Genomic DNA, 19999 nt, shown 5'->3' with positions numbered 1-19999 from the left:
TTAATCACAGACTGCAAGAATAACTAAGGTCAGTTTTGGATAAGGAGGAGCGAAGGGAGTAGGCTGAAAGTGTTTAAGAATTCAGCCGTCAGCCGTCAGCTGTCAGCCATTGGCGTAGCGTGCGCGTAGCCCATAAGCTGATACGCGACACGCTGATAGCTGATAGCTGAATGCTTACGAACGTGCCACTCCTCAAGCTTCCCAAATTTCTTCCATAACCATGACAAAACCAGGCAGCACCGAATCATCCCCCTTCACCGTAGCGGGATTTTCCAATTGCTCCACATCAGCACCAGGACGGTAAATATACACCCGACGACTATTTGGCTCAATCAACCACCCCAACCTCGCACCATTGTCCATGTACTCCTCCATCTTCTCCTTGAGATCTTTTACCCTATCACTGGGGGAACGCAACTCAATCACAAAATCTGGGCACAGAGGAATAAATTTTTTTCTTTCTTCTTTACTCAGGGATTCCCAGCGCTCCAGCTTGAGCCAAGATGCATCAGGAGAACGATCTGCCCCATTGGGCAGCCTTATTGCCACAAGAAGACTCAAAAACCTTCCCTAGCTTTGTTTGGCGGTTCCATAACCGTAGCTGAAAATTAATGTCGGAATTTCTGTCAGATGTTTCACCTCCTGTTGGGGGCATAACAATTATTTTTCCGTCTAATGTACGTTCAATACGTAAATCTCGATTAACCTGACAAAACTCAAAAAATTGGTCATCATCCATATCCAATGCTGGAGGCATCCTCAGCACAATGGGATTAGTTTCAACAGGTGTGGTGGCTACTGTCATGATTTAGCTACTTCCCGCATAAAAGAGTTTCTTCGTAAGCATTCAGCTCTCAGCTATCAGCTATCAGCCAAAAGCTTGTGGCGACGCTACGTAAACAATTTATACCCATAGCGCACGCTACACCAAACAGCTAGCTTTTGAACAAAATAAGCACCTCAAGCAGCGTGAGTCTAAAGCTGACGGCTGACGGCTGACGGCTGAATGCTTACGTTTATTCTATTCTAAAGTTTTGGTTAAGCGATCGCTGGCAAGAGCTTCTCTAAGGGAAGAGAACATTAACTATAGTTAGTGTATTTTTCAACAAAAAAATGTAGGGGTTGGTTCATACTCCCCCTACATTACTACATTAATAAACCCTACTAATTTGTTAAGCACTAGTAGGGTGGGCAAAGTAATCGAGTCTAAAAGAATCAACAAAATAGAATTGTTTTTGCCCACCCTACAAGCTCAAAAAAATAGAACTGTTTTTGCCCACCCTACTAGTTTTTGCTACTAGCTAGTCAACAGTAAAATATCAATCCTTAACGAGGACTAATGGGTGGAGCGAAAGAAACTATTGGAGCATTTTCTAGTGCTACTGGTGGTTCGTTGACCAAGGTTGGTACAGAGTTGCGGAGTCGTGCGGTTAGCTGGACTGTGGTAGCGTCATAGATCTGAGTCACAATTTTCGGATACAAACCAATCCCGATAATTGGTACTAATAGACAGGCAATAATAAACACTTCCCGAGGTTCCGCATCAATCAAGGCTTCGTGGGCGACTAATTCCTTGTTTTCCGGACCGTATAAAATCTCGCGCAGCATCGAGAGCAGGTAAATTGGTGTTAAGATAACCCCGACAGCTGCCAGGACGATCACTAATACCTTGAAGAAGGAACCGTAAGCATCACTGGTAGCAAAGCCAACAAACACCATCACTTCTGCCACAAACCCACTCATTCCGGGTAATGCTAAGGATGCCATGGAACAGGTTGTCCACATGGCGAACATTTTGCCCATTCTCTTACCAACACCCCCCATCTCATCGAGCATCAAGGTATGGGTACGGTCATAGGTAGCTCCTACTAAGAAGAATAGGCTGGCACCGATTAAACCGTGGGAAATCATTTGCATCACTGCCCCACTCATGCCTAAGTCGGTAAAGGAAGCAATACCAATTAAGACAAATCCCATATGGGAAATGGATGAGTAAGCAATCTTACGCTTGAGATTACGCTGGGCAAAGGAGGTAAGGGCAGCGTAGACAATATTGACAATCCCTAAAATCACCAATACCGGAGCAAACACGGCATGGGCATCGGGTAGCATGCCAGCATTCATGCGGATGAGGGCATATCCCCCCATTTTCAGCAGAATTCCAGCCAGGAGCATGTGTACCGGGGCTGTGGCTTCCCCGTGGGCATCTGGTAACCAGGTATGTAGAGGGAAGATGGGTAGCTTGACCCCGTAAGCAATCAGGAAGCCTCCGTAAAGCAATAGCTGGAAATTGAGGGCGTAATCTTTGAGGGCTAGCGATCGCATATCAAAGGTTACGGTATCTCCATAGAATGCCATGCCTAAGGCAGCTAGCAAGATAAACAGGGAACCCCCTGCGGTGTAGAGGATAAACTTGGTAGCTGCATAGAGACGCTTTTTGCCCCCCCAGATTGACAGTAGCATGTAAACCGGAATTAACTCCAGTTCCCATACCAAGAAGAACAACAGCATATCCTGAACAGCAAATACAGCAATCTGACCACCGTACATTGCCAACATCAGGAAGTAAAACAGCTTAGGCTTGAAGGTTACCGGCCAAGCTGCCAGCATCGCTAGGGTAGTAATAAAGCCAGTCAGTAACACTAGAGGCATGGATAAGCCATCTACACCTACTGACCAATTCAAGTCCATTTGAGGCACCCAGCTGTATTTTTCGACCAGTTGCAGTTCTGGGTTGCTCAGGTCGTATTGGGTCACAAAAGCATAGACAATTAGGGCAAAATCAATTAACCCAATAATTAAAGCGTACCAACGCTCCCAAGTCCCATTTTTTTCTGGCAGAAACGGGATCAGAAGCGATGCCGCAATCGGAAACAGAATAATTATTGTTAGCCAGGGGAAATCTGTCATAGTCAACTAGTCAGTCACCATTGGTCAAAAGAAAATTGCAAATTGTTAATTGTTAATTGTTAATTGTTAATTTTTGATCAACAACTAACAATTAACAAAGCAGGTCAGGTCACACCTGAGACAATTACTAAACCCAGTACTGCGAGGAAGACAATTAGAGCATAGAATTGGGCACGACCGTTTTCTACGTATTTCAGTGCTTCACCACTGAGCAGGGTGAAAAAGCCAGTCAGGTTTACAGCACCATCAACGATACGGTAGTCTACCTCCATAACTTGCCGTGCTAATCGACGGCTTCCCTGAACAAACAGCCGGTCATAAATTTCATCGAAGTACCACTTATTGAGAGACAGCTGATATAGGGGCTGGATTTTTTTAGCGATCGCATTGGGGTCAATCTTGCCCTGTAAGTACATCAGTACCGCAACGGAAATCCCAATCAGACCAATTCCCACGGAACTGCCGCCCATAATCAGAAATTCTGACCAGTCAAAGGCTTCTGCTTCTGCCACGACTTCGGCTATGGTTTCACTGGCTGGGTGGATAAATTCCTCAAAGTAGTTGTTAAAGGGAGTTCCCACCAAACCAATCAGTACCGATGGCACGGCTAAGACTAACAACGGTAGAGTCATCGTTAAGGGTGACTCATGGGGAAACTCACTGTGGTGGTGGTCGTGGTGATCATGGTCAGCCTGAGCTTCAAGTTCCCGTACATCCATAGCACCAGGACCAAAAGCAGGTACAGCTACACCAGCAGCTTCCTTGAGTTGATGACGGATTTCCATTTCATTGCCCCGAAATTCCCCTTCAAAGGTAGAGAAATACATCCGGAACATATAGAAAGCAGTCATTCCAGCAGTCAGCCAGCCAATTCCCCAAAGTATTGGACTTACTTCAAAAGTACTGCCTAAGATTTCATCTTTTGACCAGAACCCTGCGAAGGGGGGAATTCCACAAATTGCCAAGGTTCCAATTAGGAATGTCAGGGAGGTAATGGGCATAAACTTACGCAAGCCTCCCATTAACCGCATATCCTGAGCTAAAATCGGGTCATGGCCAACCACAGCTTCCATACCGTGAATTACTGACCCAGAGCAGAGGAACAGCATGGCTTTGAAATAAGCGTGGGTCATCAGGTGAAATAAGCCAGCACCATAGGCTCCAATGCCCATTGCCATTACCATATAACCCAATTGAGACATAGTTGAATAGGCTAACCCTTTCTTAATATCATTTTGAGTAATAGCAATGGTTGCCCCTAAGAAAGCGGTAAATGCTCCCGTCCAGGCAATCACAGTCATGGCGACTGGAATCCCTTCAAACACGGGGTACATCCTGGCAATCAAAAACACCCCAGCAGCTACCATGGTTGCGGCGTGAATTAGGGCAGAGATCGGGGTTGGGCCTTCCATGGCATCGGGAAGCCAAACGTGGAGGGGAAATTGGGCGGATTTAGCCACCGGACCTAGAAACACTAAGACAGCGAACACAGCTGCCATGCCTGCACCCAGGTAACCTGATTCCACAAAGGCTTCCAGATTGGCTCCCATGACATCAAAGTCGAAGGTGCCAGTTGCCCAGTAGAGTCCCAACATGCCTAACAGCAGACCAAAGTCTCCGACACGGTTAGTCACGAAAGCTTTTTGACAAGCATCTGCTGCTGCCTTACGGTCATACCAGAATCCAATTAACAGGTAGGAACACATTCCCACCAGTTCCCAGAAAATATAAACTTGCAACAGGTTGGCAGAAACGACCAACCCTAGCATAGAGGAACTAAACAAGCTTAAATAAGCATAAAAGCGCACATAACCGGGGTCATGAGCCATGTAGCCATCGGTATAAATCATCACCAGAAAAGCTACGGTGGTCACAACTACCAGCATCAGTGCCGTTAAGTGATCGATGGTATAGCCCATCATTAGGTGAAAATTGCCAGCAGCAGCCCACTCCAGGGTGCGTTGATAGGGTTCATGACCATGAAATTGACTCCAGAGTATAGCAAAGGAGAACACCATGGACGCCCCCAACCAGGAGACAATAAATACAGCTAACAGCTGCCGCAGACGGTTCGTTGCTCTATTGAAGGAAATTAGCCCCAGACCAACCAGCATTGCCCCTGCCAAGGGAAACACTGGGATTAGCCAGGCATATTGATAAAGCGGTTCCATTTAAGACAGCCTACTTCAGATTTCGTTACTATTTTGGCAAACTGTTAACCGCTCATGTCTAAAGTTTTTCTTTTTGTTTGTCTGTAGAAGGCCAGACGCTTTAATCTCAACTGCACTATAGCAGCCTAGGCCATGGACTTACGGTCGGCATTGGCTTGCGGCGACTACTACCAACAGCCGCCATCCCGTGAATAGGCTACTAAGGTCTCATATCTGATACAAATCTTAACCTTTTTCGTAATCTTCATCACAAAATATCTCATCAAAATGGGTAATCATCATGAGATAATCGGACTAATTGATGAAAATAATAAAAAAAGTTTAGTTAACAAAAATTTATCTTTTCGTTACGGAGCCATTGCCAATTACTAGGAATGGAAGTGCTATAATCGATAATTTATAAATTCACAGGCACAGATCAGGCACAAGAGTCAGAAACCAATTAGTAATTGGCAATCGGTAATTGGTCATGGGAAAGGGTAAACCCACAACCTGGTTACCGATGACCAATTCAATGGCTAATTAGGTTAAGGCGCGCTAATTAGTTTAAGTTAAGGTTCTAGGCTTTTAGGTTGAATGGCTAAGGGTGTTCTGACCTAGTTGGCTAGCGCCTGGTCAAGCACGGAGGCTCTCAAAAGCTTTCCTTCTGTACCATTACCCTCTTGTAGCTAATACCTAATACCTAATACCTAATACCTAATACCTAATAGCTAATACCTAATACCTAATACCTAATACCTAATACCTAATACCTAATACCTAATACCTATAATTTCTCTTGAGGAGATATTGACCGAAAAAGCTTTCAAACCTTGGCGCTGCCTTTTATCCAAGTCCTTGGTGAAATCTGGGTATTGGCAGTGTGATTTGAGCAGCCTGGCAATTTCCCTGAGCAGCTCATCCCGACCTTGGAAACCTTCTATTCGTGAGACCAACTGACCTTGCTCAAAGAATAGCAATGTCGGTAGGGTCTTGAGTCGATAGGTATTGGCAAGCTTGAGATTGTTATCGGCGTTTACTCTGACAACCTTGACATAATTGCTTCCTTGAGTTTGGAATTCCTCAAGTATGGGGTGAACAAACCGGCACACTCCACACCAAGGGGCCCAGAAATCAACGATAACTGGGGTGGAAGAGTCTAAAACTGTTTTTGAAAACGTCCGTTCATCAACAGACAATACCATGGTTTTTTAAAATATAAGGGTTTTTACATTTGTTTGGGATCATGCTACATCGAATCGGGATCATCTGAACAACAGAAATGCCCTAATTACCAATTTACTTGGGCTACAGCTGTAATCATGAGGGGATGTACCCACCACAACAGCCCAGTAAAACCGATGACTCCTAGGTATGCCGGACGAACAAACTCTTGCCATTTCAGGAATTGACGTCCCTGGATAATTGCCAAAAAAGGGATTACCGATGTGCGAGCTTTGACTGTACAAAAGGCTTCTCCATGCCGTGCCAACAACCGGCGGTCTCCATGCCAGACAGCGAAAAGATGGTGGAGAATTAATCCCACGGAGGTCAATAGGGTAAAGGTGCTACCAATCCAGAGGGTATGGGCAATACACCATATTACTTGTCCTACCATTTGGGGATGCCTGGTAACCCGCATAATGCCAGACTCATATAGATGGACTTGGGGCTTTTGAATCGCAGCAATTTCCAATAAATTAAACGTAGCTGGATAAAGAAACAAGAACGAAATCCCTGAAAGCCCCCATACTAATGACTTCATCCCTGGCAGGTCCTGAAGGAGCCACAACTGTAGACCATCATACCGATGGTTCAAAAAGTAAATAATTAATACAACTGCTAGCGGAAGACTCACTAAAGCAAAGACAATACGATAAAGCCTTGGACCAATTATTTGTTCACCCTTAGAACGCAGGGCGGCTAAACCACTATGAGCGATCGCAAAAGTCAATAGCAACCCAAACATGACAAAGTGGCTGACACTCAGCCAATTTGGAAATACCATAGGCAAGGGTGATAGATGAGAAATAACGCTCTATTATAGCAAAAAAGAGCAAGAATTTGAGTCCTGGTTATGTTAGTGTCGATTTCAGCTCGCTCCTTTCTGTTAATGGTTTAGCCCTATGTCTGACCTACCTTTTTCTCTCGATCAACTCCGTATACTCAAAGCGATCGCTACTGAGGGGAGTTTCAAGCGTGCTGCTGATAGTCTATACGTAAGCCAACCTGCTATCAGCCTGCAAGTACAAAATTTAGAGCGACAGTTAGAGGTGCCGTTATTTGACAGGGGTGGACGCCGTGCCCAACTGACCGAAGCTGGACACCTGCTGTTGGACTATGGGGAAAAAATTCTGGCTCTATGCCAGGAAACCTGCCGAGCCATTGACGACTTACAAAGTCTCCAAGGTGGGACCTTAATTATTGGTGCATCTCAAACTACCGGAACCTATCTACTACCTCGGATGCTTGGTATGTTCCGACAACACTATCCTGAAGTGACAGTACAATTACAGGTTCACTCCACTCGCCGCACTTCCTGGGGTGTAGCCAATGGACTGGTGGATTTGGCCATTATTGGTGGTGAAGTTCCCCTAGAACTTCAGGAAACCTTGACCATTAGTCCTTATGCTGAAGATGAGCTAGTGCTAATCTTGCCTGCATTTCATCCCATGGCTTCTTTGGAGAAGATCGAAAAAGAGGACCTGTATAAGTTACAGTTTATTGCCTTGGACTCCCAATCCACCATCCGTAAGGTAATTGACCAGGTATTAGGTCGCAGTGGCATTGATGCTAAACGGTTTAAGGTGGAGATGGAACTTAACTCCATTGAAGCGATTAAGAACGCAGTACAGTCAGGACTAGGAGCTGCCTTTGTATCGATTACAGCTATTGAAAAAGAATTACAAATGGGCGTGCTACACAGGGCAAAAATAGAGGGAGTAGTGGTTAAACGGGTATTGTCTTTGGTGATTAACCCCAATCGTTACCTTTCCAAAGCAACAGAAGCCTTCTGTAGGCAGATTTTGCCCTTGTTTGGCTCAGTAGCATGGCACGGGCAATCCTTGCCACTATCAGGGATGGTAACTAATCCCAACAATCTAGAAGTGGATAGCCCCCACGCTGAAGCCGGGGGTTGAAAGGGTAGAAAACAAGTGACGGAATTTATCCCGCTGCCCAGGAGAAGATCTGATCAGTAATGCAAAAAATTCCAGGGGCTTCTTCAAAATGGCGTGAGTTTAATATTAGCTAACGACTAAAATAAACACAACAACGAGCGACTTGCTAGAGCTTGTCAGCTGAGTTCTAACCTCTGATACCTGAGCGAAGCGCGAAGCGGTAGCAAGGAATGAACATTAGCATTTGGATATAGATATAGATTAAAACTATAGAACTAATGTACAAATGCCTAGCCCTCGATTGAGGAATATAAATAGACTCTAGTAGAGTATCAAGTAGATGCCTGGTAGCGCCTTGTCTTTCATAGTGATCCTCTAAAACATGGAAATTTTCTGCACCCGTCCTGGCTGCCCAAATCCCCATAATTACTTTGATGATCTAGATAACAGAACCACTCTAACCACCACAGAGCAAAGGTATTGTAATAGCTGTGGTATGCCCCTGATTGTAGCAAGTCGCTACATTCCCTCCCAGCTGCTGCGGAAAGGAGGATTTGGAGCCGCATTTCTAGCACGCGATCGCTATACCCCTACCTTGCGTCAATGTGTAGTTAAGCAGTTCCAACCGTCTGGGAGAATTAGCCAGAGGGAACTACAAACTGCCCACAGATTGTTTGAGCGGGAAGCAACGGTTTTAGAGAAATTGGGCAGGCGTCACCCCCAAATCCCCGATTTGTATGCCTACTTTCCGTTGACTGTGCCGAGTCTGAAACCGGGTAAAGAAGACCAGTTTTTCTATCTGGTACAAGAATATATTGATGGACAAAACTTGGAGGAAGAACTCAACACCTTAGGAGCATTTTCTGAAGCCAAAGCCATAGAAGTGTTAACAGAAATTCTCAAAGTCCTCCAATTTGTCCATGACAATGGCTCCATTCATCGCGATATCAAGCCTTCCAATATTATGCGCGATCGCAATGGGCTTCTCTATCTATTAGACTTTGGTGCAGTTAAGCAACAGGTCAACCCAGGATCAACAGCGGCGAGGTCTACTGGTATTTATTCCATCGGATTTGCACCACCGGAGCAAATGACCGGTTCTCAAATTTACCCTTCAACGGATTTGTATGCTCTGGCAGTGACTGTGATGGTTTTGATGACTGGCAGAGAACCCAATGAACTCTACGAACCTGTTACCCATGAATGGAACTGGAGAAGTTATATCCAAATCAGCAATGCACTTGAGAGTATTTTCAATCGACTACTTATGCCAATGCCCCATCAACGCTTTCAGTCTGCTCAGGAGGTTCTTGATGCCATAAATTGTTTAAACATTGCTCAGACAACCCCTCAACGCCATTATGGCTCAGTTCTACCAGTATCCCCACCCTCCCAGCCCCACACCAGGCGACCACAAACCCACTCACCCCTATCCAAACCCCTCAGACCAAACTTTTCTCTACTTGAGGTACTAGGGGCGGCTGCGTTTACTGGATTTGAGGGAGCTTTATTATTCATTGCTGCAACTGCTTTTGCTAAGATCGTCTCCTCCAACCCACTGGGTATGCTTTTATGGGGAATGAGTTTGGGAGGGCTAATTTATGCTCAATATCGCAGGTTTATTGAAAAAATTGACTTAGTGATTATTGGAGGCATAAGCTTGGGACTTTTGATACTTTTCCCGGTGCTGCGAGTCCAGCAGTCAATCCCGTTAGTTATCATAATATCAGTTCTAGCTGCAGCAGCAGCGATCGCTCTGACGGCACTTTTCCGGCTGGTTTATCAACTGTTATCTCGAATACTATAGCAGGGGCGTTGCTGATTAAAGGAATGATGCAGGGTAACTGACAACGGAACTTATGTCCGATGAAAAACGAAACGAGTGTTCTTTTGCTATCCATGGTGATTACGGTAGCTATGGTGTTGGGAGGGTTATGGTGGCTTCAGAAAAGTCAGATAATCACACTGCCATTTCCGGAGGAAACGGAGGAAGATGAACCTAGGGCTAAGGTAACTCCAAAAACTACAAACATTAAGCCTCAGATAATCATAGCAGAGCACCTTAGTGCCGGAGATAGAAGCTTAATATCAACAGAGGTAACACCAGCAAAACAGGCAGCAGTCAAAGCATTTGCTTCTGGGAATTATGGTAAAGCGGCTTCCTTACTGGAGGCATCGCTTAAAAGTAAGAAAAACGATCCAGAAGCTTTGATTTACCTCAATAACGCTCGGATCGGTACATCTGAGTCTTATACAATTGCGATCTCAATACCTATTGGTGTCGAGGTAAATGCAGCCAAAGAAATGTTACGGGGTGTTGCCCAAGCCCAACAGGAAATCAATGCTAGGGGTGGCGTTAATAATATACCATTGAAGGTGCTGATTGCTAATGATGACAATGATACCAAGGTTGCTAAAAAAATAGCTAAAGCTTTTGTGGATAATCCAGATGTTTTGGGGGTTATTGGTCATTTTAGCAGTGAGGTCACCCTGGCAGCCGCAGAGGTTTATCAAGAGAATCAGTTGGTGGTGATTTCTCCGACTAGTACCTCAGTAACTATTTCAAGACTGGGTAATTATGTCTTTAGGACTATCCCTAGCGATCGCTTTTTTGGTAGCGCCCTGTCTCGCTACATGCTAAATCAATTAAATCTACGCAAAGCAGCTGTCTTTTTTAATTCCCGGAGCAACTACAGCCAATCTCTTGCTGATGCATTTACCACTGCCCTGTTTGCTGATGGCGGCGAGGTCGTGAGAGAGTTTGACTTTACTAAACCTAACTTTAATGCTGCTGTTGATGTCCAACAGGCGATCGAAACAGGTGCAGAAGTGTTGATCTTAGCCCCCAATTCCGCCACCCTTGACCAAGCGTTACTAGTAGTGCAAGTCAATGATGGACGTTTACCGATGCTAGCAGGGGATAGTCTTTACAAACCCAAGACCTTGCAAATCGGTGGTAAGGATGCGGCTAGTATGGTGTTGGCAGTCCCCTGGCATATTTTGGGCGCTCCAAATTCCCCCTTTCCCCAAGCCGCCACGAAATTATGGGGTTCAGATGTGAACTGGCGCACTGCCTTGACTTACGATGCTACTCAAGCTTTAATTGCAGCCCTTAAACAGCAGCCAAGCCGTTCCGGTGTGCAAAACTCCCTATCCGGATCAGGTTTTCAGCCCCAAGGAGTATCCAGCAAAATTCGGTTTTTACCATCAGGCGATCGCAACCAGGCTGTCCAGCTGGTCAAGATTGAACCAGGTAATCGTTCCAGCTTTGGTTATGACTTTGTGCCGATTCCTAGCAAGTAGAAACGGGGCAACATAGAAATAAGAGCGTTGCCCAATTCTGGAATGATTGAGGGTAATCGGTAATCGGTAATCGGTAATCGGTAATCGGTAACTGACCTAACTCGAATTGAGTACCCAAACCCTATTCAGCAATGGCAACAGTCGAGTTGACTAAGAACTAAGGATTAAGGAATCAGGACTAAGAACTCAGGACTGATAAATATTTTTGCCATTTTGTCACCTGATCAGTGCTCAAATCTTGTACCATAAGTTATTTCCATAAGTTATTTCCATAAGTTATTTACTTAACCAGGAGTATCCAACAAGGGCTTTTGTTAACTAGTTGTATTTAGTTGTATTCAGTTGTATTCAGTTGTATTCAGTTGTATTCTACAGGGTCACTATTTCAAGCGCCGTTGATGGTTTTTCGTTGACCTTCAACTGTCAACCGTTAACCGTCAACCATTCCACTCATCAATTACCTTGAAAGATTACAAAACAAATTAGTATTAAGCATTATTCCGGGTAATCAACAGGGTTGGCATGTATAAAAATTAGCAATAGCGTATGTATCAGAACAACGAAACTAAGCTTCTTGGGCTATCATTGATGATCTCCTTAGCTTTGGTATCTGGGTGTCTGTGGTGGTTTAAAGTGACCACATCTCCCTTATCTATGCTGGTATCGAAAAATACGTCTTCAGAGAAAACAATGATACCAAATTACCTGAGTGGGGGAGACCATATTTTATTTTCTGATTCAACAACACTGGAAAAACAGCTAGGAGTAGAAGCGGTTACTGCTGTTAATTACGACGAGGCAGTGGTGAAATTCACTGAATCCTTAGACCTCCACCGTGATGATCCAGAAGCTCTCATCTACCTTAATAACGCTCGTATTGGGGAAAAACCCTATTACACGATTGCTGCTGTTGTGTCCATTAGTGATGACATAAATACTGCTAAAGATATACTTCGGGGTGTGGCTCAAGCTCAACAGGAAATCAATCAAGCTGGTGGAATTAAAGGTATTCCTGTCAAAGTACTGATCGCTAATGATGATAATAATCCAGAGGTGGCCAAAAAATTAGCATTGAAGTTGGTAAGTAAGCCAGAGATTTTGGCAGTTGTTGGTAATTTCAACAGCAAGGTTACTCAAGCTACAGCAGATAGCTATGAATCCGGTCAATTGGTAACGATTTCGCCCATTAGCACTTCAGTAAACCTATCAGGAATTAGCAATTTTGTTTTTCGTACTGTCCCGAATGATTTCCTGGCAGGTAGAGCATTAGCTAAACACATGGTGCAAGACCTCAAGCAGCATAATGTTGCTGTTTTCTACAATTCTCAAAGTGAGTCTAGTCAGTCTCTTAAGTCAGAGTTTGTAACCGCTGTCTTCTTGGAAGGAGGACGAGTAGTTAGTGATTTTGACGTGTCTGAGAAAAATTTTAGTGCTGCTAAAAGCTTTAAACAAGCGATTCATCGTGGTGCTCAAGCGCTGATGTTAGGTGCTGATTCTAGCACCCAACATCAGGTACTAAATGTGGTTCAGCTCAATAGCAAACACCGCAATAGTTTGGGTCAACAATTAGTGATTTTGGCGGGAAATCAAGTTTACAATACCAAGACATTGACAGTAGCAGGTAAAGATGCTGAAGGGATGGTAGTAGCATTACCCTGGCATCCCCTAGCCAAGCCTGGTTCTGAATTTCCGAAAACCGCTGATCAGCTTTGGGGTATTGATGTTAACTGGCGCACAGCCATGGCTTATGATGCTGTCCAAGCCTTAAGTGCGGCGATTAGACATAATCCTACTCGCAGCGGAGTTCAACAAGAACTTTCAGCACCGAACTTTTTTGCTAGAGGTGCTGCTGCTCCGATTCGTTTTTTTCCATCAGGCGATCGCTATCAACCGGTGAATTTGGTGACAATTGAACCAAGTAATAGTTCTAGCTTGGAGTATGAATTTGTGCCAATTCCTTAACCCTTATATTAATTTCATTTATGTTTGCTACCGATGATAATGGGGAGATAGGGAGATGGAGAGATGGGGAGATTATTAATCTGTAGGAATATTCTTAAAAATTGGTAAGCTCATGGGCGTTGCTGAATTAAGGAATGAATGCGCGATAATCTGGTTTTATTAAAGCCCCCTAAATCCCCCAATTCTGGGGGACTTGTCTTGATGCAGTCGCTCATGGGGGAAACCCCCAAGACCGCGCTGCATCGCTTGAGAGTTTTTCCCCCCAAGCGAGCAATCCCTCGCTTGGGGGGCTAGGGGGGCGAAACCATACTCAGAATCAGCAACGCCTTTAAATTGGTTATTTCCCGTTCCCTGTTCCCAAATCCCCTGTGCGGTTGTGCTACTGTTTATCTCAACTCCCTAATCTCATACTCAAATCCAACCAACTAGAGCGAGTAATGGGAGCACTGCTGGAGATGTAATCTACTCCTGTTTCTGCCACTGCACGAATCGTCTTTAAGGTAACATTACCCGATGCCTCAATTTTAATGTTGTTGTTGCGTACGCGAATTAGCTTAACTGCTACCTCCATCTGCTCAACTGGCATATTATCCAACATGATAATATCAGCATTGTGGGCGATAGCCTCTTCTACTTCCGCGAGAGTTGTTGTCTCTACTTCAATGGTCATAGGATAGGGAATAGTCTTACGAATTCGAGCGATCGCTTCCCCAATTCCCCCAGCCGCTTGAATATGATTATCCTTAATCATCACCGCATCATCCAAGCCCATGCGATGGTTAATAGCTCCTCCCACTTGAGTTGCATATTTTTCCAAGAGTCTTAAGCCTGGAGTAGTTTTGCGAGTATCCACCAACTGAGCAGGCAAATCAGCAATTTTTTCGGCATACTGACGGGTTAGGGTAGCAATGCCACTCAGACTCATAGTTAGATTTAAAGCTACTCTCTCTCCCATTAACAAAGCATCAAATGGTCCGTGAAAACGAGCAATGGCTTGGCTTGGCTGACAACTTTCTCCCTCTGCTACTAGGGGGATAAAGCTGACCTTTTCATTTAATAAATAGAACACCCGCGCTGCAATTGTCAGTCCCGCAATTGTACCTGCTTGCTTAGCGATCCATTGTCCGTTTCCAGAACTAACTTCTTGAGCGAACAAAGCTTGGGTGGTGCGATCGCCTCTACCAATATCTTCTTTGAGCCATTGATGCAGTAGAGAGTCTAACACTATTGGGGGAGGTAATATTGCCATAACTCTTAACCAATTTAATTTCCTATGCAGCAATTAGACTACTATTTATACTTCCTAGATCCAGGAGTATTTCCTATCTTATTGCCAAAAAAGGATAAGGAAATACTACTCAGTTAAAAGTTTAGCAAAAAAGCAGTTAAGTTAATGAAGATGGCACTCCCATCTGTCGTTGCCATTTTTCTTGAATTTTATCGTAATTGCTGTAATAGTCGTCTGGCTCGAATCCTGGCATGGGTTCATAGACATCTATTTCCTGCCACAGAGGCTGCAAGGACTCCAGAGATTCTAGAGATTGCTTGACGATTTTTTCTGGCTTGAGCCAATATTTTTTCTCTTCAGCTGTTGCATTGGGTCGCAATTTGTTTTCATTACCTGTGTCTGTAGTACTCACATTGATAAACCGTCCCCTGATTAGTCCTTGCCAGTCTTCTGACTTAGCTAGGTCTTGGATATAGCTCCGTAAGGTATCTTTGGCGTAAGTATAAGAGCGCCAGAAAGGGATCTTATATTTATCCGTAACAGAACCGAAACCACAAAGAGCAAGGGTCGTCTGGCGATTGCATTTATGCTCTTGGTTAAGTTTTTCGACAAGTGGCTGGGCTACGTTGACAAAGGTATGGTAGTTTGATGATAATATTTCATCATCAATTCCCTTTTCATCACAGTCTGCCTCGGTGGTTTCTGTCTCGATTTCATATTTGAATTTGCCTACGCCATGGATAAGGATCACATCAGAAACTTCCGAAAGCTCGAGATTAGTGATGGCTTGCTCTGCGGCTTGGCTATCGAGAAGATCGAATTGGCAATGCAGGGCATCCGTTTCCATAGGGGATCTAGAAATGGCTACGCAAGTGGTATTTTCTTGCTGTATAAAGTGTTGAACAAAACTGTTACCCAGAGCGCCGCTTGCACCTGTGACAATTGTTAGTCGAGATTTCATTTTTTTTATTAAAAAGGTAAATTTTACGTAAGTATTCAGCTATCAGCTATCAGCTATCAGCTATCAGCTTTTGAATAAAACAAGTAAGCATTGGTTTAATATGAGTGAAGTCCCAGGGTCGTTCGCACAGCGTGGCCATTCGCATAGCGTGGCCGAAAGGCCAAGGCCAAAGCCTGTTCCAAAAAGCATCTCAAGTAGCGTGAGCCTTTAGCTTACGGCTGACGGCACCTCAAGTAGCGTGGCCAAAGGCCAACGGCTGAATGCTTAAAATTTTACCAAAAATTCTGGGTTTAAAGCCCCGTCCTAGAAGGACGGCTTTTTTATTGGCATGGGTTTGACACTTTTATATGTACTCTGCTAATATAAAAGTGTATCGAATAAGGTCGAAATTCGGTGATTGTACTAGAGTTCAAAGCAAAAGGGAAGCCGTCTCAATATTCAGCTATAGACGAAGCTATTAGGACTGTCAAGTTCATAAGGAATAGCTGTATTCGCCTGTGGATGGATAACAAGGGAACCAGCAAGAACGACCTTAGTAAGTATTCTAAGATTCTAGCCAAAGAGTTTCCTTTTGCTAATCAATTGAACTCTACTGCCCGTCAGGCTGCGTCTGAGAGGGCATGGTCATCGATTGCTCGTTTTTATGATAATTGCAAGAAAAAGGTACCCGGAAAGAAAGGTTTTCCGAAATTTCATAAACGTGGACATTCCGTTGAGTACAAAAAGTCAGGATGGAAATTATCCCCTAACAAAAAGTCAATAACGTTCACTGACAAGAAAGGGATCGGGAAGCTCAAGCTTAAGGGTACCTGGGACTTGTGGCGCTTTGATAAAAAACAAATCAACCGGGTTCGCATAGTTCGCCGAGCTGATGGGTATTATGTTCAATTCTGTGTTGCTGTTAAAGTGACGGAAGAATTAGACACTACTGGCAAGACTATTGGTTTGGATGTAGGACTGAAAGAGTTCTATACTGATTCCGAAGGATACAGCGAACCAAACCCTCGGTTTTACCGCAATGGAGAAAAACGCTTAAAGTTTTATCAACGTCGGGTCTCCCGAAAAAAGAAAGGCTCATCCAATCGTAGAAAAGCCGTTAATAAATTAGGCAGGCAACATCTTAAGATAAGTAGGCAACGTGAAGAACACGCCAAGAGACTGGTTAGAAGTTACCGCAAGAAGAGTGCAGCCTTTATAGTTGGTAGGCTATGCACTAAGTACAGGACAAAAAGTTGAAAAGATAGACAGGAAAAGGGTTTCATGGAAAAAACAACAACTTTCAACGAAACCCTCATGAACCAGGTTAACTTGCTGGTGCAAACATTGAAACCTGATCTGAAATGGCATGGAGCGCGACTAAGCTTCCTGGCACTGTTTCTGATTGCTCTATTTCGAGCTCTTACCGTAAACTTCACACAACTAGCCACCGGGTTTATGGGCACAGCAAAAACATCATCTAACTACAAGCGACTACAAAGATTTTTCCGAGACTTTGAGCTAGACTACTATGCTGTGGCTAAGTTAATCGTCTCGATGATGGAGATTCCTGAACCTTGGGTGTTAAGCTATGACCGGACACAGTGGCAATTTGGTCACAAAATCTTCAATATTCTCACCTTGGGCATTGTTCATCAGGGGGTAGCATTTCCACTGTTGTGGTGGATGCTCGACAAGAAAGGAAACTCCGACACTGGTGAACGTATAGAATTATCGGAGGAGTTTATAGAACTGTTTTGTCAACATCAAATTGCCTATCTTGCTGCTGACCGAGAATTTCTGGGAAACCAGTGGTTACAATACTTGCTTTCACAACCAATGATGCCTTTCAGGATTCGGATTCGCCACAGCGATAGCTTGGGAGATGGTCACACCACCTTGTCAGCTCGTGTCGTTTTTGCCCATCTTCAGATTGGTCAATCTCAGAGACTCAAAACCAGTCGCTGTTTGTGGGGTCATTGGGTGGATGTGGAAGCTCTTCGTCTCGAAGATAATTCTTTACTGGTGGTGGTTGCTCCTCCAAAAAGCCCTCCCGATCTACTGAGTGATTATGCTCCGAAGCTGGGGTATCGAAACTTTGTTTGGCATTTTTAAGAGTCGTGGTTTCAACCTCGAAGATACTCATTTACTAGATTCTGAGCGTTTGAGTCGTTTAGTCGCTTTACTCACTATTGCTTTGTGTTGGGCTTTTCGCACTGGTCAGTGGCTGTCTCAATGCCAACCGTAACCCATCAAAAAGCATGGGCGTAAAGCCAAAAGCATTTTTCGCTGTGGCTTTGATTATTTGCGCCGTCTGTTCTTTAATTTTACACAATTTGACTGCGAGTTTCGCCACTCTCTTCGCTTTTTGTCCTGTACTTAGGGCTATGCATCAAAGGTGGCAGGTTTTGTTGTAAGGCTGCACTCTTCTAAGGTTTCGTCTCCGGCGCGTTGCGTAATCAGATCTAACGATCTGGTCGCCTATGAAGACTTGAGAGCAAAAAACCTAGTAAAAAATCATTGCCTTGCCAAGTCTATTAATGATGCAGGTTGGTATCAGTTTAGGAAATGGTTGGAATATTTTGGTGTCAAGTTTGGCAGGATAACAGTTGCTGTCAATCCTGCCTATACTAGCCAGAATTGTTCCGATTGTGGCGAAGTTGTCAAAAAGTCATTATCTACTCGAACTCATGTTTGTGAATGCGGGTGCGAACTAGATAGAGACCACAATGCTGCCATCAATATCCGAAATAGAGCCATAAGTACGACGGGGCACGTCGGAACTTGGATCCTAGATCCGAACGCTTCAGGAGATTTGGCCTCTACTCTTCTTGGTTCCGACCTGGAAGAGCCACGTCGAATCGTTGATTGAAGAATCCCCGCTCATAAGCGGGCGGGGAGTGTCAATTGGTTTTGAACTTGGGATTGGTCACATCAAAATTGTAGAAGCAATGAACGCTCCACGCTCTGCCATGGTGTATAAACCAACATGATGAGCGATTTCCTGGGGATGAATTGCCGTCTTTGGCAAACCCTGCTGGGCTGCCATCTCTGCGGAGAGGTCGAAGGTGGAACAACCTTCGGTATAAACGGCAATATCTTTTAACGTTGGTACCATATCATGATTGCGTGCTGATAGCATCGTAACCACGAAGTCCATTACACAAATATCTGTGCAGATGCCCACAACTACTAAGGCTTCTAGCTTGTGCTGGTTTATCCAGCGAATTAAACTATTGTTGCCACTATCTACATCAATGGAACCAATAAAACCATTGATGCAGTCTTTTTTAATTAAGGTGGCGTGGGGATGAGTTTCTAGCCATTCCAGTTCAGGAACCAGTTTTTCTTCCCCAGACCCTTTCTCGCAATGAGGAGGATAAGGAGGTTCTGGTTTGCCTGGTTCGTGGGTATCTAGGAAAGCTAAGACTGGCCAACCTTTGGCTGTGAAAGCTTTGGCTAGGCGATCGCTTTCTGATACCATGGTGGCTATTTGCTGATTTGCTTCTGTTGGAGCCAAAGGACCAAAACCAACAGTGCAAAAGCCATTGAGCACATCCACAACGATCAAACCCGTGGCGCGATCGCCAATACTATAGGGCTGAGGGTCAATGGGTAAGGCGGCTTCAATTGCTGCTAAGGTGGCATCGGGAGTGGTTAAAGCAGTTACCATCAAAACCTCCTGGTTATTTTTGGTATGGACAATTTAAAAACCTAAGTTATCATTTATTATCCCACTGCGAATTCAGTAAATTTCCTGAGGTAAGGGGCATGATAGGCCAGAACAATATCTTGGTGAGGGACACCGCGTTCAACTAAGACGTTAGCAATCCCAACTTCTGTACCATCATTTTGAATACAAATCTTATTATCTTTAAGGTCAATGTGGATTGTGGAACCATAAATACGGCGATGATTACTCCATCCGGCATGGACAAGCTGGTAGCGGTCTCTTTCGGTATCAAAGATTAATTCCACTTTTACTTCACCATAAGCGGGTTTGTGGCTACTATATTCGGTTATAATTTCTTTGACGAGTTGCCGATATTGCTCTAGCTTTGCCATTGAATAATTTCCTCCTTAGTTGCCTCGAATACAATCAATTTCAGTTGATACTCTTGGGTAATCATTTGAACGAAGCGACGGGCAAAGAAGGTCTCGTGAATTTCAAGAGGAATAGCTAAATACAATAATCTCTCTGGATCTTCGGCTTTGAGGGCAAAGCGATAATTAAGGAATTGTCCCAAAACCGTATGGAATTCAGACTCACTTTATGCAACTGCAAACCCTGTGTGCTTCCTCACTCCGGGTGATTTGAAACCTAACACAATACGCTCTTTGGGAATTCCTGCTTCTAGGAGTTCCCCAGCGATGCCATCCTCTGTCCCAT

13 protein-coding genes and 5 pseudogenes are annotated in these 19999 nt (G+C 44.3%); 7 read left to right on the top strand and 11 right to left on the bottom strand.

Annotation, left to right across the window (positions count from 1 at the left end):
- Positions 1-192 precede the first annotated feature (192 nt).
- The 5 genes and pseudogenes from F6K38_RS44315 to F6K38_RS21515 all read right to left on the bottom strand — a co-directional run bounded on the left by F6K38_RS44315 (position 193) and on the right by F6K38_RS21515 (position 7068).
- Positions 193-805 (bottom strand): annotated as a pseudogene (locus F6K38_RS44315) (Uma2 family endonuclease).
- 521 nt (positions 806-1326) lie between these two features.
- Positions 1327-2910, bottom strand: coding sequence for an NAD(P)H-quinone oxidoreductase subunit 4 (locus tag F6K38_RS21530; protein WP_008190814.1), 1584 nt, complete (start codon positions 2908-2910; stop codon positions 1327-1329).
- A gap of 104 nt (positions 2911-3014) precedes the next feature.
- Entirely contained in the window at positions 3015-5081 is a 2067-nt protein-coding gene (locus F6K38_RS21525) for an NAD(P)H-quinone oxidoreductase subunit 5 (protein ID WP_008190813.1), read from the bottom strand.
- Between the two features lie 752 nt (positions 5082-5833).
- Positions 5834-6265: a thioredoxin gene (gene trxA / locus F6K38_RS21520; RefSeq protein WP_008190808.1), complete on the bottom strand. Its 432-nt coding sequence runs from the start codon at positions 6263-6265 to the stop codon at positions 5834-5836.
- An 86-nt stretch (positions 6266-6351) separates the two neighbouring features.
- A complete protein-coding gene (locus tag F6K38_RS21515) occupies positions 6352-7068 on the bottom strand; it encodes an NnrU family protein (RefSeq protein ID WP_008190806.1) in 717 nt (238 codons plus the stop codon).
- A 118-nt stretch (positions 7069-7186) separates the two neighbouring features.
- Here F6K38_RS21515 and F6K38_RS21510 point away from each other — a divergent pair.
- The 4 genes and pseudogenes from F6K38_RS21510 to F6K38_RS21495 all read left to right on the top strand — a co-directional run.
- Positions 7187-8099: pseudogene (locus F6K38_RS21510) on the top strand (LysR family transcriptional regulator); the annotation flags it as partial.
- A 462-nt stretch (positions 8100-8561) separates the two neighbouring features.
- On the top strand, positions 8562-9986 hold the full coding sequence (locus tag F6K38_RS21505; RefSeq protein WP_287357419.1) for a protein kinase domain-containing protein: 1425 nt from the start codon (positions 8562-8564) through the stop codon (positions 9984-9986).
- A gap of 59 nt (positions 9987-10045) precedes the next feature.
- Positions 10046-11482, top strand: a complete 1437-nt coding sequence (locus tag F6K38_RS21500; RefSeq protein ID WP_287311023.1) for an ABC transporter substrate-binding protein — start codon at positions 10046-10048, stop codon at positions 11480-11482.
- Positions 11483-12028: 546 nt separating this feature from the next.
- Positions 12029-13444: an ABC transporter substrate-binding protein gene (locus F6K38_RS21495; RefSeq protein WP_502709586.1), complete on the top strand. Its 1416-nt coding sequence runs from the start codon at positions 12029-12031 to the stop codon at positions 13442-13444.
- Between the two features lie 391 nt (positions 13445-13835).
- Here F6K38_RS21495 and nadC read toward each other — a convergent pair whose 3' ends face one another.
- Positions 13836-14693 carry a carboxylating nicotinate-nucleotide diphosphorylase gene (nadC, locus tag F6K38_RS21490; RefSeq protein ID WP_008190794.1) on the bottom strand — a complete coding sequence of 286 codons (858 nt, stop codon included), beginning with the start codon at positions 14691-14693 and terminating at the stop codon, positions 13836-13838.
- Positions 14694-14829: 136 nt separating this feature from the next.
- Positions 14830-15633: an SDR family NAD(P)-dependent oxidoreductase gene (locus F6K38_RS21485; RefSeq protein WP_008190792.1), complete on the bottom strand. Its 804-nt coding sequence runs from the start codon at positions 15631-15633 to the stop codon at positions 14830-14832.
- A gap of 393 nt (positions 15634-16026) precedes the next feature.
- Between F6K38_RS21485 and F6K38_RS21480 the strand changes: the two genes are divergently transcribed.
- From F6K38_RS21480 to F6K38_RS21470, 3 genes and pseudogenes are all read left to right on the top strand, one after another.
- Positions 16027-16869, top strand: a complete 843-nt coding sequence (locus F6K38_RS21480; RefSeq protein ID WP_008190789.1) for an RNA-guided endonuclease InsQ/TnpB family protein — start codon at positions 16027-16029, stop codon at positions 16867-16869.
- A 57-nt stretch (positions 16870-16926) separates the two neighbouring features.
- Positions 16927-17992 (top strand): annotated as a pseudogene (locus F6K38_RS21475) (IS4 family transposase).
- Between the two features lie 63 nt (positions 17993-18055).
- A pseudogene (locus F6K38_RS21470) lies at positions 18056-18491 on the top strand (RNA-guided endonuclease InsQ/TnpB family protein); the annotation flags it as partial.
- Between the two features lie 47 nt (positions 18492-18538).
- Here F6K38_RS21470 and F6K38_RS21465 read toward each other — a convergent pair.
- The 4 genes and pseudogenes from F6K38_RS21465 to F6K38_RS21450 form a co-directional block, all read right to left on the bottom strand.
- On the bottom strand, positions 18539-19282 hold the full coding sequence (locus tag F6K38_RS21465; RefSeq protein ID WP_287357417.1) for an isochorismatase family protein: 744 nt from the start codon (positions 19280-19282) through the stop codon (positions 18539-18541).
- A gap of 56 nt (positions 19283-19338) precedes the next feature.
- Positions 19339-19674 (bottom strand): XisI protein, encoded by a 336-nt coding sequence (locus F6K38_RS21460; protein ID WP_287357416.1) that lies wholly within the window; start codon positions 19672-19674, stop codon positions 19339-19341.
- Positions 19662-19862 (bottom strand): annotated as a pseudogene (locus tag F6K38_RS21455) (element excision factor XisH family protein); the annotation flags it as partial. The pseudogene F6K38_RS21455 and the gene F6K38_RS21460, both read right to left, overlap by 13 nt.
- 18 nt (positions 19863-19880) lie before the next feature.
- Positions 19881-19999: element excision factor XisI family protein (locus F6K38_RS21450; protein WP_287357421.1), on the bottom strand; the 119-nt coding region annotated here is incomplete at its 5' end.

This window comes from Moorena sp. SIO3B2, assembly GCF_010692525.1.
GTDB classification, from domain to species: Bacteria; Cyanobacteriota; Cyanobacteriia; order Cyanobacteriales; family Coleofasciculaceae; genus Moorena; species Moorena producens.
Note: the sequence above shows the minus strand (reverse complement) of the source record. Positions and strands in the feature narration are given on the sequence as shown.